The sequence below is a fragment of the Streptomyces sp. SID4985 genome (assembly GCF_009863025.1).
Taxonomy (GTDB): Bacteria; Actinomycetota; Actinomycetes; order Streptomycetales; family Streptomycetaceae; genus Streptomyces.
Map to the genome: position 1 here is coordinate 1 of NZ_WWIR01000445.1, position 14,056 is coordinate 14,056.

Below are 14,056 nucleotides of genomic sequence, written 5' to 3' on the forward strand. Positions count from 1 at the left end.
CTATGGTGTAATTGGCAGCACGACTGATTCTGGTTCAGTTAGTCTTGGTTCGAGTCCAGGTAGACCAGCTCGGACCTGCGGAAACGCAGTGTCCAGGCCCCCGTTGTGTAGCGGCCTAGCACGCCGCCCTCTCAAGGCGGTAGCGCCGGTTCGAATCCGGTCGGGGGTACGCAGTTCGAAGGCCCTCCACTTCGGTGGGGGGCCTTCGGCGTGTACGAAGGCCCACGGGGAGGGCCCCGCGGACGCCCTCACTTCCCCGTGAACCGGCGCCGTGACTCCTCCGCCTCGGCCAGCCGCCGCAGGCTCAGCAGCACCGGCTCGTACAGCACGGTGAGCGCCACCGCCGCCTCCACCTGCTCGTCCGCCGAGCCGCCGTAGCGCTCCACCAGGTCCAGATCGGAACCGGCGATGTCGCCCATCGCCCGGCCGTACGGCTCCAAGTCCTCGACGGCGCACGGGTATCCGAGCCGGGTGAGCGCCGCGATCGCGCCCACCAGCATCCCGTAGGCGGGTGCCTCGGCGAGGTCTTCGCCGTGGCCCCAGCCGAGTCGGCGCACCAGTTCACCGGCGCGCCGCGCCGCCTCGTCCGCCACCGGGTCGTCCGCGGCGGGTGCGGGGCCGTGGGGGAGCGCCCAGACGGCGGTGCCCAGGCGCTCGTTGTGGTCGAGACCCTCGTCCTGGAGCGTGGCGAGCACCTCGCGGGCCGAGGACACGGTGATGCCGCCCACCTGGATGAGTGCCCGCACCAGACGCAGTCGGCGCAGATGCTCCTCGTCGTACTCGGCCTGGGTCGCCGTGACCCGGCGTCCGGCCGGGAGCAGCCCCTCGCGCAGGTAGTACTTGATCGTGGCCGTGGAGACCCCGCTGCGCTCGCTCAGCTCCGCCAGTCGCATATCCGCCTCGCCCTCGTGCTTCCTCTTGCGTCTTCCATTGGAGAGTGCCACTATCCAAGCATGGATAGTTCAGCTATCCAAAGCGTGCGCGGCAGGAAGAACAGGCGAAGGACAGACGAGACGCCGACAGGGAGTGGGGGACGTCATGAGCGAGCCGATCGAGGGGCGTGTGACCGCCGCGGCGGAGGACGAGATCGTCGTCTTCCTCATCGGGCTGCGGATCAACAGCTTCACCGCGCTGCGGAGTTGGGTGCCCGCGGCACGCGCGATGCGGCCGATGATCAAAGAGCTGGCGCGAGAGAAGGCCAACGGACTGCTGGGATACCAGGCCCTGCTGGGCTTTCCGCGGGTGGTGTACGTCGTGCAGTACTGGGAGTCCAAGGAGAAGCTGCTCGCCTACGCGTCGGCGCCGGACAAGGAACACCGGCCCGCGTGGGGCGAGTTCAACCGGCGGCTGCGGCAGGGGAGGGGCAAGGTCGGCATTTGGCACGAGACGTACGTCGTGCCGGCCGGATCCTACGAGTCCGTGTACGTGAACATGCCCGCCTTCGGGCTGGGCGCGGCCACGGGTGTCGTGCCGGTGGGGCGGCGGGGCGAGCGTGCGGCCGAGCGGCTCGGTCTGAAGCGGGAGCCGACGGCGCTGTGAGCGGTGTCCGGTGCGGGGAGAGCCTGCCGCGGCGTTGAGGCGGGCCTCCCCGTACCGGATCCGGTGGAGAAGGTGGAGGAGAGCGGTCAGCCCGCGCGCCGCAGCGCCTCCGAGAGGCGGGCGGCGGCGTCGATGACCGCCTGGGCGTGCATACGGCCGGGGTGGCGCGTCAGGCGCTCGATCGGTCCGGAGACCGAGACGGCGGCCACTACACGGTTGGAGGGGCCCCGCACCGGCGCCGACACCGAGGCCACGCCCGGCTCCCGCTCACCGATGGACTGGGCCCAGCCGCGCCGCCGTACGCCCGACAGGGCCGTCGCCGTGAAGCGGGCGCCCTGGAGGCCGCGGTGCAGCCGCTCCGGCTCCTCCCAGGCCATCAGGATCTGTGCCGAGGAACCGGCCTTCATCGTGAGCGTCGAGCCCACCGGCACCGTGTCCCGCAGTCCGGACAGCCGCTCGGCGGCCGCCACACAGATCCGCATGTCGCCCTGGCGCCGGTAGAGCTGCGCGCTCTCGCCCGTCACGTCCCGCAGATGCGTGAGCACCGGGCCCGCCGTCGCCAGGAGGCGGTCCTCACCGGCCGCCGCGGCCAGTTCCGAGAGGCGCGGGCCGAGGATGAACCGGCCCTGCATGTCCCGCGCCACCAGCCGGTGATGTTCCAGGGCCACGGCCAGCCGGTGGGCCGTTGGCCGTGCCAGTCCGGTGGCCCCGACCAGACCCGCGAGGGTGGCCGGACCGGACTCCAGGGCGCTCAGGACAAGGGCCGCCTTGTCCAGAACGCCGACGCCGCTACTGTTGTCCATGAAACGATACTCCCGTCTCACTCTGTGAAACGCAAGTTCAATTTTCTCCGGAACGCGCCACCCTTGAAGCACACGGAGCCCGCGCACGGCGGGCCCGGTGCCGGACGCCCGTATGCCCGAGAGATCACGGGGCGGGCGTCGCTTCCTCAGGATCTAGATGTGTCGGCGGGACCGTGGCCGGCCGGAGGGAAAGCGATGGGTAGGACACTCGCGGAGAAGGTCTGGGACGACCACGTCGTCCGGCGCGCCGAGGGCGAGCCCGACCTCCTCTACATCGATCTGCACCTGCTGCACGAGGTGACCAGCCCGCAGGCCTTCGACGGACTGCGCAAGGACGGCCGCCGGGTGCGCCGTCTCGACCTCACCATCGCGACCGAGGACCACAACACCCCGACCCTCGACATCGACAAGCCCATCGCCGACCCGGTCTCCCGGGCCCAGCTGGAGACGCTGCGCAAGAACTGCGCGGAGTTCGGCGTCCGGCTGCACCCGCTGGGCGACGTCGAGCAGGGCGTCGTCCACGTCGTGGGACCGCAGCTGGGCCTGACCCAGCCCGGCACCACCGTCGTCTGCGGCGACTCCCACACCTCCACGCACGGCGCGTTCGGCGCGCTCGCGTTCGGCATCGGCACCTCCCAGGTCGAGCACGTACTGGCCACCCAGACGCTGCCGATGGCCCGCCCGAAGACCATGGCCATCACCGTCGAGGGCGAACTGCCCGACGGCGTCACGGCCAAGGACCTGATCCTCGCGATCATCGCCCGCATCGGCACCGGCGGCGGCCAGGGCTACGTCCTGGAATACCGGGGCCCGGCCATCGAGAAGCTCTCGATGGAGGCGCGGATGACCATCTGCAACATGTCCATCGAGGCGGGCGCCCGCGCGGGCATGATCGCCCCGGACGAGACCACCTTCGCCTATCTGAAGGGCCGCGCCCACGCCCCCGAGGGCGCCGACTGGGACGCGGCGGTGGAGTACTGGAAGACCCTGCGCACCGACGACGACGCGGTCTTCGACGCCGAGGTCGTCATCGACGCCGCGGAACTCTCCCCGTTCGTCACCTGGGGCACCAACCCCGGCCAGGGAGCGCCCCTTTCGGCACACGTCCCCGACCCGGCTTCGTACGAAGACGCTTCGGAGCGGCACGCCGCCGAACGGGCCCTGGAATACATGGGGTTGGCGGCCGGACAGCCGCTGCGCGACATCCGCGTCGACACCGTCTTCGTAGGCTCCTGCACCAACGGCCGCATCGAGGACCTGCGCTCGGTCGCCGAGATCCTGGAAGGCCGCAAAGTCGCCGACGGCGTACGGATGCTGGTCGTCCCCGGCTCCGCGCGGGTCGGTCTCCAGGCCGTCTCCGAGGGGCTGGACGTGGTCTTCAAGGAGGCCGGTGCCGAATGGCGGTACGCGGGCTGCTCGATGTGTCTCGGCATGAACCCCGACCAGCTGGCCCCGGGCGAGCGTTCCGCGTCCACCTCCAACCGCAACTTCGAGGGCAGGCAGGGCAAGGGCGGCCGTACGCACCTGGTCTCGCCGCAGGTCGCCGCCGCCACCGCCGTCCTCGGCCATCTGGCCTCGCCCGCCGACCTGTCCGACGCCACCGCGCCCGCCGGCGCCGGAGTCTGAGAACCGGAGCCCGAACACCATGGAAGCCTTCACCACCCACACCGGCCGGGCCGTACCGCTGCGCCGGAGCAACGTCGACACCGACCAGATCATCCCGGCGCACTGGCTCAAGAAGGTCACCCGCGACGGCTTCGAGGACGGCCTCTTCGAGGCGTGGCGCAAGGACCCCTCCTTCGTCCTCAACCGCCCCGAGCGGCAGGGCGCCACGGTTCTGGTCGCCGGTCCCGACTTCGGCACCGGCTCCTCCCGCGAGCACGCGGTCTGGGCGCTGCAGAACTACGGCTTCAAGACCGTGATCTCCGCCCGCTTCGCCGACATCTTCCGGGGCAACTCGCTGAAGAACGGCCTGCTCACGGTGGTGCTCGACCAGAAGGTCGTGGACGCGCTGTGGGAGCTCACCGAGAGCGCCCCCGAGACCGAGATCACCGTCGACCTCGAAGCCCGCGAAGTGCGCGCCGAGGGCGTCACCGCCTCCTTCGAGCTGGACGAGAACTCCCGCTGGCGGCTGCTGAACGGCCTGGACGACATCTCCCTCACCCTGCGCGACGAGGACGACATCGCCGCCTACGAGGCGGAGCGTCCCGTCTTCAAGCCCCGGACGCTGCGGGGCTGATCCGGAGCCGTCCGGCAAGACAGGTTTCGGCCACCTCAACGGCCCCTCTGTACCCCCGATCACCACGATTGGGGGTACAGCCATGTCCGGCTCCTGACGCCCGCGGGACGGTCGCGGCGCTCCGCCAACTCCCTTTCATATGCGCGTAGTTGCAGGTCAGGAAGCCCGTCGGAACCGGGTCCGCGAAGGGCCCTCGCGCGGCGCGCGGAGGCGGCAGTTGCCCCCTGCGCAGGCGACAACTCGCCCCAGATGGCACAATCTGTGCATGGAACGCGACGGCCAACTCGAGCTCTATGCGGCGGTCGCGGACCGGCTCAAGGAAGCGCACACAACTGTGCGTGCACTGCAAGTCCCGGAGGGCGTACGGATGGCGCTGACCCGGAAGCTGCTGGTCATCACGGCCATGGCCAAACACGATCTCGCCGGTGCGGCAAGGCGGCTGGAGCGGTTCACCGAAGACCTCGACGCGGGCCGAGTGCCCGAAGAGGACAACTGAACTCTCCGGAGAAAACGCCGATTCCGTTGCGGCACAAGGGTGAGAAGCCCGTTTCGTGTTTGATTTGCGGTATATATCTGCCTAACGTGCGAAAAAGCTTGAACACTTTCGTTCTGGCGATGTCTCCGAAGGGGAAGACGTGAACAAGGCGCAGCTCGTAGAAGCGATTGCCGACAAGGTGGGGGGCCGCCAGCAGGCCGCCGATGCTGTCGACGCGGTCCTGGACGCCATCGTCCGCGCCGTCGTCGCGGGCGACCGGGTCTCGGTCACCGGCTTCGGGTCCTTCGAGAAGGTGGACCGCCCCGCCCGCTACGCCCGTAACCCGCAGACCGGCGAGCGGGTCCGGGTGAAGAAGACCTCCGTGCCGCGCTTCCGCGCCGGTCAGGGTTTCAAGGATCTGGTGAGCGGTTCGAAGAAGCTGCCGCGCGGTGGCGAGGTCGCCGTGAAGAAGGCGCCCAAGGGCAGCCTCAGCGGCGGTGCTTCCGCGACGGTGAAGAAGGCCGCGGCGAAGAAGACCACCAAGGCCGCCGCCGCGAAGAAGGCCACCGCCAAGAAGGCGGCCCCGGCCAAGACGACGGCCGCCGCGAAGAAGGCCACGGCGAAGAAGGCGCCCGCCAAGAAGGCCACGGCGACCGCCAAGACCGCCACGGCGAAGAAGACCGCCGCCAAGAAGGCCCCGGCGAAGAAGGTCACCGCGAAGAAGGCGCCCGCCAAGAAGTCGACGGCGCGCAAGACCGCCGTCAAGAAGGCCACCGCCCGCTAGGCATCGGCTCCGCCGGGCAGGCAAGGACACCCGAGGGCGCTCAACACGCCGGGCCGGACTCCCACCGGGAGTCCGGCCCGCGGTGTGTCCACAGGGGAACGCGGAACGTCCAGGGAAATTCAGAACGTCTGGAGCGTCACCAGGGTGATCCGGCGCTCCCCGGGCGCCCCTTCGGCGCCCTCGGCCGTCGCGGTCTCGATCCGCACCCGCTGACCGGGCCGCAGCAGCCGCAGCCCGCCCGCGTCGAAGGCCGCCGCGTCGAAGGGCAGCGGTGTGCCGTCGTCCAGCAGCACCTGGCCGCTGCGGGTTTCGGGGTCGTACGTGTAAGCGGTCGCCTGCATGACGGCAGCCTACTGTCCGGGCGCGGGCACCGCCGAGGGCCGCAGGGCCGCCGACGCGGCCGTGTACGGGCCCACCCCGAGCGCCAGCGCCGCCCGCAGATCCTCGCCGGTGTCCACGTCCTGCCGTACCGAGTCCACGTCCGCGAGCAGCAGTTCCACCGCTCCCGAGGCGCGGTGCCGGTCGCGGGAGGCGCCGCCGAAGGCGGGCTCCAGGGCGTGGCCGGGCGTCGCCGTGAGCAGGGTGGTGCCGATTCCGGCCGCGTCCGCGAGGAACGCGCGCGGGAACGCGGCGGCCGCCTCCAGCACCCGGGCCAGCTCCACGGGGCGCAGCGCGGGCAGATCGGCGTTGAGCGCGGCGACGGCGGCGTCGGGCGCCGCGGCGCGTACGGCGGCCGCACCGTGCGCCAGCGCGGCGTTCAGACCGCCCCCCGGCGCGTCCGGGACGATCCGCGCCCCCAGCGCTGCGAGTTCCCGGCCGGCCACCACGTCGTTCGTGACGACCGCCACACCCTTCACTCCCGCACACGCCAGCACCGCCGCCACCGTGTCCCGCGCGAACGCCAGAACCAGACCGGAGCGCACCCCGTCGGGGACGGTGGCCGCGAGCCTGCTCTTGGCCTGTGCCAAGGGTTTCAGGGGGATCACCAAGGTCCACTGCACCGGCGTACCGTCCCTCTCTCGTCGCGATCATTGTCACCCGCGGGCCCCGGCGTCTTCCGTCCGGCCGGTTTTGGGGTAATGCTGTGAAGCCCCGTCCGGGGGCGGTGCGTACTGACGTGCGGGCGTACGGTGTTCTCGACAGACCGGCGGCCTCAAGTGAAACTTGTGCGACCACCGGCCGAGATGACGGCCCTCAGAGGCCCTGGAGGAAGGTGTCCGCGTGTCCCGCCGCAGAATCGGCTTCTGGTACCGCTTCGCCGCGGTGATCTGCAAACCGCCGCTGGCGGTTCTGATCAAGCGCGACTGGCGCGGAATGGAGCACATTCCGGCCGAGGGCGGATTTATCACCGCGGTGAACCACAATTCACACGTCGACCCCTTCGCGTACGCGCACTATCAGTACAACACCGGCCGGGTTCCGCGATTCCTCGCGAAGAGCGGCCTTTTCAAGAAGGGATTCGTCGGAGCCGCGATGCGCGGCACCGGACAGATCCCCGTATACCGCGAGAGCACCGACGCGCTGAGCGCTTTCCGGGCCGCGATCGACGCCGTGGAGCGCGGCGAGTGCGTCGCCTTCTACCCCGAGGGCACCCTCACCCGCGACCCCGACGGCTGGCCCATGACCGCCAAGACCGGTGCGGCCCGCGTCGCCCTGCAGACCAAGTGCCCGGTCGTGCCCGTCGCGCAGTGGGGCTGCAACGAACTCCTGCCTCCCTACGCGAAGAAGCCGCATCTCTTCCCGCGCAAGACCCATCACGTCCTGGCCGGGCCGCCCGTCGACCTCTCCCGGTTCTACGACCGGGAGATGACCGCCGAGCTGCTCAAGGAGGCGACCGAGGTCATCATGGCCGCCGTCACCCGCCAGCTGGAGGAGATCCGCGGCGAGAAGGCGCCCGCCACGCCCTACGACCCGCGCCGCGAGCGGATCGAGCAGCGCCGCAGGACCCGTGCCCAGTCCGCCATCGGGACGCCGGCCGTGAAGGAGCCCGCTCCCACCGCCGAGACCGCCGGTACCGAAGGGGGGAGCGGCAAGTGAGCAAGCCCGTCCGCGCCGCCGTCATGGGCACCGGCTCGTGGGGCACCGCCTTCGCGATGGTGCTCGCCGACGCGGGCTGCGAGGTGACCCTGTGGGCCCGCCGCCCCGAGGTCGCCGAGGTGGTCAACTCCACGCGCACCAACCCCGACTACCTCCCCGGCGTCGAACTCCCCGAGAACCTGCGCGCCACCTCGGACGCCGCCGAGGCCCTGCGGGACGCGGACTTCACCGTCCTGACGATCCCCTCCCAGACGCTGCGCGCCAACCTCGCCGAGTGGGCCCCGCTGCTCGCCCCGCACACCGTCGTCGTCTCCCTGATGAAGGGCGTCGAACTCGGCTCCGCCATGCGGATGAGCGAGGTCGTCGAGGACGTCGCGAAGATCCCGGCCGAGCGCGTCGCGGTCGTCACCGGACCCAACCTTGCCCGTGAGGTGGCCGCGCGGATGCCGGCCGCCGCCGTGGTCGCCTGCACCGACGAGTCCGTGGCCCGGCGGCTCCAGGCGGCCTGCCACACGCCGTACTTCCGGCCGTACACCAACACCGACGTGATCGGCTGCGAACTCGGCGGCGCGGTCAAGAACGTGATCGGGCTCGCGGTCGGCATCGCCGACGGCATGGGCCTCGGCGACAACGCCAAGGGCTCGCTCATCACGCGCGGCCTCGCCGAGACCACCCGGCTCGGCATGGCGATCGGCGCCGACCCGCTCACCTTCTCCGGACTCGCCGGGCTCGGGGACCTGGTGGCCACCTGCTCCTCGCCGCTGTCGCGCAACCACACCTTCGGCACCAACCTCGGCAAGGGCATGACGCTCCAGGAGACCATCGCGGTCACCAGTCAGACCGCCGAGGGCGTCAAGTCCTGTGAGTCCGTGCTGGATCTGGCGCGCAGGCACGGTGTGGAGATGCCCATCACCGAGACGGTGGTGGACATCGTGCACGAGGGCAAGCCGCCGGTGGTCGCCCTCAAGGAGCTGATGTCGCGCAGCGCGAAGCCGGAGCGACACTGAGCGACGCGGCACCCGAAGACGCCCCGGTCAGCGCTGTCGCCATGGGGTACTAACGGGTACGCTCATCGCGATATGAGCACCGAGAACCTCCCCCAGAGCCCCGAGTCGCAGCAGTCGCGCAAGCCGCGTGTGGCCGTCGTCTTCGGCGGCCGCAGCTCCGAACACGGGATCTCCACGGTCACCGCCGGCGCCGTCCTCGGTGCCGTCGACCGGACCAAGTACGACGTCCTGCCCATCGGCATCACCCGGGACGGCCGCTGGGTGCTGACGGCCGACGAGCCGGAGCGCATGGCCATCGCCGACCGGCGTACCCCCGAGGTCGCGGACGTGGCCGAGTCCGGCGAGGGCGGTGTGGTGCTCCCCGTCGACCCCGCGAACCGCGAGGTCGTCTACAGCGAGCCCGGCGCGGTGCCGAAGGCGCTCGGCGAGGTCGACGTGGTCTTCCCGGTGCTGCACGGCCCCTACGGCGAGGACGGCACCCTGCAGGGTCTCCTGGAGCTGTCCGGTGTGCCGTACGTCGGCTGCGGTGTGCTCGCCTCGGCCGTCGGCCAGGACAAGGAGTACATGAAGCGGGTGTTCACCTCCTTCGGGCTCAAGGTCGGCCCGTACGTGGTGATCCGGCCCCGCGAGTGGGAGCGGGACGAGTCCGCCGCCCGCAAGAAGATCGTGGACTTCGCGGGCGAGCACGGCTGGCCGCTCTTCGTGAAGCCCGCCCGCGCGGGTTCCTCCATCGGCATCACCAAGGTCGACGGCCTGGCCGGTCTGGACGAGGCGATCGCGGAGGCCCAGCGGCACGACCCGAAGATCATCGTGGAGGCCGCGCTGAGCGGCCGCGAGATCGAGTGCGGTGTCCTGGAGTTCGAGGACGGCCCGCGCGCCTCCGTACCGGCCGAGATCCCGCCGCCGAGCGCGCACGCGTACTACGACTTCGACGCCAAGTACATCGACTCCACGCCCGGTGTCGTCCCGGCCCCGCTCACCGACGAGGAGACCGCCGAGGTGCAGCGGCTCGCGGTGGAGGCGTTCGACGCGGCCGCCTGTGAGGGCCTGGTCCGCGCGGACTTCTTCCTCACCGACGAGGGCGAGTTCGTCATCAACGAGATCAACACGCTGCCCGGCTTCACGCCGATCTCGATGTACCCCAAGATGTGGGAGGCCTCCGGCATCTCCTACCCGGAGCTGGTGGACCGGCTGATCCAGGCGGCGCTGCGGCGTTCCACCGGGCTGCGTTAGCCCGGAGCTACGACCGCATGGAGGCGATCCCCTCGGGGATCGCCTTCTTCACGGTGGGGGCCAGGGCGACGAGCGCCGGGGTGGCGTCGTCCGGGCCCGTCAGGCCGCGCAGGGTCATTTCCACATAGGCCAGTCGGTTGGCCGTGGTGAAACGCCAGACGCCGTCGCCCTCCTTCTCCATGAGCCAGTCCACGCCGTCGACCCCGCCCGCGATCGCGTCGGGGTCGTTTCCCTGGGCCACCTTCGGGTCGATCATCTTCGGCGGCCGGACCACCCCGCAGCGCAGTATGATCGCCGAGCCTCCCCAGCCCGCCGTGTACACGGACCGGGGACCGGGGTCGCTGCGGCGCTTGCCGTCCACCTCCCCGGGCAGCACCTCGTGCAGCTTCCGGCACAGGGGGGCGGTCCTCGCGTCGGGGCGGGGAGCCTCGACCGAACCGCCGTCGTGCGCCGGGGAGCAGCCCGCGACCGCGATCAGCAGCGCGGGCGCGAGCAGGCCGAGGGGCCGGTGGCGGAAGAAGTTCACCGGCCAAGGGTAGACGGGGGCTACAGATGGACGACGGGGCAGGTCAGGGTGCGCGTGATGCCGTCCACTTGCTGGACCTTCGCGACCACCATCCGACCCAGTTCGTCGACGGTGTCGGCCTGTGCGCGCACGATGACGTCGTAGGGCCCGGTGACGTCCTCGGCCCGGATCACTCCGGGAATCTTGCCGATCGTCTCGGCGACGGTCGACGCCTTGCCGACCTCCGTCTGGATCAGGATGTACGCCTGTACCACGGAACCTCCAGGGTGCGGCCACGAGGATCATGTGGGGGAAAGGAACGCCACGGTATCGCGTCGCCGGTCCCCGCGGGGAGACCTCCGCGACCGGGTCCGCGTGCCGGGGTGCGAGCGGGACGAAAGTTGACGGCCGGTGTCCCCGGGAGGGCCGCCCGGGCCGTATCGGGGACACTGAAGACGCGACCGGGCACGGACAGGCAGAGAAGGGGCTTGACGGCATGAAGGGCACAGTGGGTGAGCTAGGTGAGTTCGGGCTCATCCGGGAGCTGACCTCCCGCCTCACCACCACCCCGGCGGTCCGGGTCGGCCCCGGTGACGACGCCGCGGTGGTCGCCGCTCCGGACCGCCGGGTGGTGGCGAGCACCGACATCCTGCTGGAGGGCCGGCACTTCCGCCGCGACTGGTCCACGGCCTACGACGTGGGCCGCAAGGCCGCCGCGCAGAACCTGGCGGACATCGCCGCGATGGGCGCCGTACCGACCGCGCTGCTGCTCGGCCTGGTCGTCCCGGCCGAACTGCCGGTCACCTGGCCCAGCGAACTGATGGACGGCCTGCGCGACGAGTGCCGGGTCGCCGGGGCCTCCGTGGTCGGCGGGGACGTCGTACGCGGGGACACGATCATGGTGTCGATCACCGCGCTCGGCGATCTGCGCAACCAGGAGCCGGTCACCCGCGCGGGCGCGCAGCCCGGCGACCTGGTGGCCGTCACCGGCTGGCTCGGCTGGTCCGCCGCCGGGTTCGCGGTGCTCTCCCGGGGCTTCCGCTCGCCGCGCGCGTTCGTGGAGGCGCACCGGCGCCCCGAGCCGCCGTACCACGCGGGTCCGGCCGCCGCCGCGCTCGGCGCGACCGCGATGTGCGACGTGAGCGACGGACTGATCGCGGACCTCGGGCACATCGCCGAGGCCAGCAAGGTCCGTATCGACATCCGCTCCGGCGCGATCGACATCCCGACCCAGATGAACGACATCGGTCAGGCCGTCGGTGTGGACCCGCTCCAGTGGGTGCTGACCGGGGGAGAGGACCACGCGATCGTGGCCACCTTCCCGCCGGACGCCAAGCTGCCCGCCCGCTGGAAGATCATCGGCGAGGTTCTCAACCCCTCGGCGCTGCCCCAGGTGACCGTGGACGGGGCGCCCTGGACGAACAAGGGCGGCTGGGACCACTTCGGAGACGTGGAGTCGTGAGCGGGTCCCGGGTTCCGCCGCGCGTGCTGACCGTCGCGGGCTCGGACTCCGGCGGAGGCGCCGGGATCCAGGCCGACCTGAAGACGATGCTGGCGCTCGGCGTGCACGGCATGAGCGTGATCACGGCCGTGACGGCACAGAACTCGCTCGGCGTGCAGGGCGCCTGGGAACTGCCGGTGGAGGCGGTGCGGGCGCAGTACCGCAGCGTGGTCGACGACATCGGTGTCCAGGCCGTGAAGACCGGGATGCTGGCCTCGGCGGAACTGGTCGAGGCGGTCGCGGAGTTGATCTCCGGCACGGACGCGCCCGCCGTGGTGGACCCGGTGGGCGTCTCCAAGCACGGCGACCCGCTGCTGGCCGCCTCCGCCCTGGACTCCGTGCGTAAGCGGTTGCTCCCGGTGGCCACCGTGGCCACCCCGAACCTGGACGAAGTGGCGCAACTCACAGGAATCCGGGCCGAGTCGGAGGGCGATCTGCGCCGGGCGGCCGACGCGGTGCTGGAGTTCGGGCCGCGCTGGGCGCTGATCAAGGGCGGTCATCTGGCCGGGGACGCCGTGGATCTGCTCACGGACGGCTCCGAGGAGTACTGGCTGCGTGCTCCACGTCACGACAACCGGCACACCCACGGCACGGGTTGCACGCTCGCCTCCGCCCTCGCCTCCGGGCTGGCCAAGGGGCTCTCGGTGCCGGACGCCGCCATCGCGGCCAAGGACTACGTCACCGGGGCGATCGAGGCCGGGTTCGCGCTGGGCGCGGGCATCGGGCCGGTCGACCACGGCTGGCGCTTCCGGAACTGACAAGGGCCCGGGGCCGCAAGGGCTCCGGGCCTTGAACGGCCGTACGGGCGTTGCTCGGACGCTGCTGGGGCAACGCCCGGACACCGCTGGGACAGCGCTCGGGCAGCACTCGGGCAAAGCGAAGAGCCGACCCACCCGAAGGTGGACCGGCTCGACGCGGCAACCGACCAGGGTCGCGCGATGATGGGGTACCCCTGCTCGTGAGAGCGTGGGGAAAAATCGTCAGCGCGAGACCTTGCCGGCCTTGATGCACGAGGTGCAAGCGTTCACGCGCTTCGGCGTCCCGCCGACCACGGTACGGACGCGCTGGATGTTCGGGTTCCAGCGACGGGACGTACGGCGGTGCGAAAACGAGATGTTGTTGCCGAAGCCCGGCCCCTTGCCGCAGACGTCGCAGTTGGCAGCCACGGGTCACTCCAAAGACTTCAGATGCACTTACGGATGATCCCGGCAGGCCGGGATCGAGACCCGGAGGTCCGAGATCTTGAGTGGCGTTGCCAGGGGGAATGGCCCGATCGGGATCGGGCAACCGAAGCAGCATACATCGGCTGCTTCCGTACAACGAAACTACCACGGTCCCGGGGGAGGCCCGCTCCCGGCCTTGATCCAGGACACCCCGGCGCGGGGTCTACGCTGCGACCCACGGTCGGCCAGTCAGGGAGGCGCAGGTGGCGCAGGTGCCGCTGACATTCCTCGATGCTCTCGCGGTGCGCACCTGGTGCGGTGGGGCGCTGCGGGCGCTCGGACGCGCGCGCGAGGAGATCGACGCGATCAACGTCTACCCCGTCGCCGACGGGGACACCGGCACCAACCTCTACCTGACCATGGAGTCGGCCGCCGCCGCCGTGGAGGCGGTCTTCGCCGGGTACGAGACCGGCACCGGGCGCCCCTCGCTCGCCGACGCCGTGCGCGCGATGGCCCACGGCGCGCTCATCGGGGCGCGCGGCAACTCCGGGACGATCCTGGCGCAGCTGCTGCGCGGGATGTCCCAGGTGCTCGCGGAGAGTGACGGCGACACCGCCCGCATCGACGGTGCCCGGCTGCTGCTGGCTCTGCGGCACGCCGCCGACTCGGCCCATGAGGCGGTGGCCCACCCGGTCGAGGGCACGGTGCTGACGGTCGCCTCGGCGGCCGCCGACGCCGCCCAGCGGGCCGGGGACGACTGCGGGGCCGTC

General features: G+C 71.2%; 18 protein-coding genes and 2 tRNA genes. 13 read left to right on the plus strand and 7 right to left on the minus strand.

The features are described from left to right. Positions 1 to 67, plus strand: a tRNA-Gln gene (locus tag GTW40_RS19610). 29 nt (positions 68 to 96) lie between these two features. Then, positions 97 to 169 (plus strand) — tRNA-Glu (locus tag GTW40_RS19615). Positions 170 to 248: 79 nt separating this feature from the next. On the opposite strand, the gene GTW40_RS19620 is transcribed toward GTW40_RS19615, so the two are convergent. Then, positions 249 to 893 carry a MerR family transcriptional regulator gene (locus GTW40_RS19620; RefSeq protein ID WP_161181507.1) on the minus strand — a complete coding sequence of 215 codons (645 nt, stop codon included), beginning with the start codon at positions 891 to 893 and terminating at the stop codon, positions 249 to 251. 145 nt (positions 894 to 1,038) lie between these two features. Here GTW40_RS19620 and GTW40_RS19625 point away from each other — a divergent pair, with 145 nt between their 5' ends. Then, complete coding sequence (locus GTW40_RS19625; protein WP_202486136.1) at positions 1,039 to 1,539, plus strand: DUF4188 domain-containing protein; 501 nt, start codon at positions 1,039 to 1,041, stop codon at positions 1,537 to 1,539. A gap of 86 nt (positions 1,540 to 1,625) precedes the next feature. On the opposite strand, the gene ndgR is transcribed toward GTW40_RS19625, so the two are convergent. Further along, positions 1,626 to 2,342 (minus strand): IclR family transcriptional regulator NdgR, encoded by a 717-nt coding sequence (gene ndgR, locus GTW40_RS19630; RefSeq protein WP_161181508.1) that lies wholly within the window; start codon positions 2,340 to 2,342, stop codon positions 1,626 to 1,628. Positions 2,343 to 2,537: 195 nt separating this feature from the next. On the opposite strand from ndgR, the gene leuC reads away from it, so the two are divergent. The 4 genes from leuC (at position 2,538) to GTW40_RS19650 (ending at position 5,840) form a co-directional block, all read left to right on the plus strand. Beyond that, a complete protein-coding gene (gene leuC / locus GTW40_RS19635; protein ID WP_161181509.1) occupies positions 2,538 to 3,968 on the plus strand; it encodes a 3-isopropylmalate dehydratase large subunit in 1,431 nt (476 codons plus the stop codon). Positions 3,969 to 3,987: 19 nt separating this feature from the next. Further along, entirely contained in the window at positions 3,988 to 4,581 is a 594-nt protein-coding gene (gene leuD, locus GTW40_RS19640; protein ID WP_161181510.1) for a 3-isopropylmalate dehydratase small subunit, read from the plus strand. A gap of 265 nt (positions 4,582 to 4,846) precedes the next feature. Further along, entirely contained in the window at positions 4,847 to 5,077 is a 231-nt protein-coding gene (locus tag GTW40_RS19645) for a hypothetical protein (protein ID WP_161181511.1), read from the plus strand. Positions 5,078 to 5,216: 139 nt separating this feature from the next. Then, a complete protein-coding gene (locus GTW40_RS19650) occupies positions 5,217 to 5,840 on the plus strand; it encodes an HU family DNA-binding protein (RefSeq protein ID WP_161181512.1) in 624 nt (207 codons plus the stop codon). Positions 5,841 to 5,959: 119 nt separating this feature from the next. Here the strand turns inward: GTW40_RS19650 and GTW40_RS19655 are convergent, their stop codons facing one another. Both GTW40_RS19655 and cofC read right to left on the minus strand, forming a co-directional pair. After that, positions 5,960 to 6,181 carry a hypothetical protein gene (locus GTW40_RS19655; protein ID WP_161181513.1) on the minus strand — a complete coding sequence of 74 codons (222 nt, stop codon included), beginning with the start codon at positions 6,179 to 6,181 and terminating at the stop codon, positions 5,960 to 5,962. A 9-nt stretch (positions 6,182 to 6,190) separates the two neighbouring features. Then, positions 6,191 to 6,841 carry a 2-phospho-L-lactate guanylyltransferase gene (cofC, locus tag GTW40_RS19660; RefSeq protein WP_161181514.1) on the minus strand — a complete coding sequence of 217 codons (651 nt, stop codon included), beginning with the start codon at positions 6,839 to 6,841 and terminating at the stop codon, positions 6,191 to 6,193. Positions 6,842 to 7,061: 220 nt separating this feature from the next. Between cofC and GTW40_RS19665 the strand changes: the two genes are divergently transcribed. The 3 genes from GTW40_RS19665 to GTW40_RS19675 all read left to right on the plus strand — a co-directional run bounded on the left by GTW40_RS19665 (position 7,062) and on the right by GTW40_RS19675 (position 10,117). Then, positions 7,062 to 7,877 (plus strand): lysophospholipid acyltransferase family protein, encoded by an 816-nt coding sequence (locus tag GTW40_RS19665; protein ID WP_161181515.1) that lies wholly within the window; start codon positions 7,062 to 7,064, stop codon positions 7,875 to 7,877. Beyond that, positions 7,874 to 8,884: an NAD(P)H-dependent glycerol-3-phosphate dehydrogenase gene (locus GTW40_RS19670; protein ID WP_161181516.1), complete on the plus strand. Its 1,011-nt coding sequence runs from the start codon at positions 7,874 to 7,876 to the stop codon at positions 8,882 to 8,884. Before GTW40_RS19665 ends, GTW40_RS19670 begins: the two co-directional genes overlap by 4 nt. Before the next feature lie 72 nt (positions 8,885 to 8,956). Next, positions 8,957 to 10,117, plus strand: a complete 1,161-nt coding sequence (locus tag GTW40_RS19675) for a D-alanine--D-alanine ligase family protein (protein ID WP_161181517.1) — start codon at positions 8,957 to 8,959, stop codon at positions 10,115 to 10,117. A 7-nt stretch (positions 10,118 to 10,124) separates the two neighbouring features. Here the strand turns inward: GTW40_RS19675 and GTW40_RS19680 are convergent, their stop codons facing one another. Both GTW40_RS19680 and GTW40_RS19685 read right to left on the minus strand, forming a co-directional pair. Beyond that, positions 10,125 to 10,643, minus strand: a complete 519-nt coding sequence (locus tag GTW40_RS19680) for a DUF3515 family protein (protein ID WP_161181518.1) — start codon at positions 10,641 to 10,643, stop codon at positions 10,125 to 10,127. A gap of 20 nt (positions 10,644 to 10,663) precedes the next feature. Beyond that, positions 10,664 to 10,897, minus strand: coding sequence for an Lrp/AsnC ligand binding domain-containing protein (locus GTW40_RS19685; RefSeq protein ID WP_161181519.1), 234 nt, complete (start codon positions 10,895 to 10,897; stop codon positions 10,664 to 10,666). 221 nt (positions 10,898 to 11,118) lie between these two features. On the opposite strand from GTW40_RS19685, the gene GTW40_RS19690 reads away from it, so the two are divergent. Both GTW40_RS19690 and thiD read left to right on the plus strand, forming a co-directional pair. After that, positions 11,119 to 12,084: a thiamine-phosphate kinase gene (locus GTW40_RS19690; protein WP_161181520.1), complete on the plus strand. Its 966-nt coding sequence runs from the start codon at positions 11,119 to 11,121 to the stop codon at positions 12,082 to 12,084. Continuing rightward, positions 12,081 to 12,881 carry a bifunctional hydroxymethylpyrimidine kinase/phosphomethylpyrimidine kinase gene (thiD, locus tag GTW40_RS19695; RefSeq protein ID WP_161181521.1) on the plus strand — a complete coding sequence of 267 codons (801 nt, stop codon included), beginning with the start codon at positions 12,081 to 12,083 and terminating at the stop codon, positions 12,879 to 12,881. The genes GTW40_RS19690 and thiD overlap by 4 nt, the downstream gene beginning before the upstream one ends. A gap of 222 nt (positions 12,882 to 13,103) precedes the next feature. Here the strand turns inward: thiD and rpmB are convergent, their stop codons facing one another. Next, the gene (gene rpmB / locus GTW40_RS19700) at positions 13,104 to 13,289 is read right to left on the minus strand and encodes a 50S ribosomal protein L28 (RefSeq protein WP_009190838.1); all 186 of its coding nucleotides are present in this window, start codon (positions 13,287 to 13,289) and stop codon (positions 13,104 to 13,106) included. 260 nt (positions 13,290 to 13,549) lie between these two features. Between rpmB and GTW40_RS19705 the strand changes: the two genes are divergently transcribed. Beyond that, positions 13,550 to 14,056: DAK2 domain-containing protein (locus GTW40_RS19705; protein ID WP_161181522.1), on the plus strand; the 507-nt coding region annotated here is incomplete at its 3' end.

Bases quoted from the DNA above. Each gene is read 5' to 3' on its own strand.
- GTW40_RS19620 (WP_161181507.1), bottom strand. From the start codon at position 893: ATGCGACTGGCGGAGCTGAGCGAGCGCAGCGGGGTCTCCACGGCCACG.
- GTW40_RS19625 (WP_202486136.1), top strand. From the start codon at position 1,039: ATGAGCGAGCCGATCGAGGGGCGTGTGACCGCCGCGGCGGAGGACGAG.
- ndgR (WP_161181508.1), bottom strand. From the start codon at position 2,342: ATGGACAACAGTAGCGGCGTCGGCGTTCTGGACAAGGCGGCCCTTGTC.
- leuC (WP_161181509.1), top strand. From the start codon at position 2,538: ATGGGTAGGACACTCGCGGAGAAGGTCTGGGACGACCACGTCGTCCGG.
- leuD (WP_161181510.1), top strand. From the start codon at position 3,988: ATGGAAGCCTTCACCACCCACACCGGCCGGGCCGTACCGCTGCGCCGG.
- GTW40_RS19645 (WP_161181511.1), top strand. From the start codon at position 4,847: ATGGAACGCGACGGCCAACTCGAGCTCTATGCGGCGGTCGCGGACCGG.
- GTW40_RS19655 (WP_161181513.1), bottom strand. From the start codon at position 6,181: ATGCAGGCGACCGCTTACACGTACGACCCCGAAACCCGCAGCGGCCAG.
- GTW40_RS19675 (WP_161181517.1), top strand. From the start codon at position 8,957: ATGAGCACCGAGAACCTCCCCCAGAGCCCCGAGTCGCAGCAGTCGCGC.
- GTW40_RS19690 (WP_161181520.1), top strand. From the start codon at position 11,119: ATGAAGGGCACAGTGGGTGAGCTAGGTGAGTTCGGGCTCATCCGGGAG.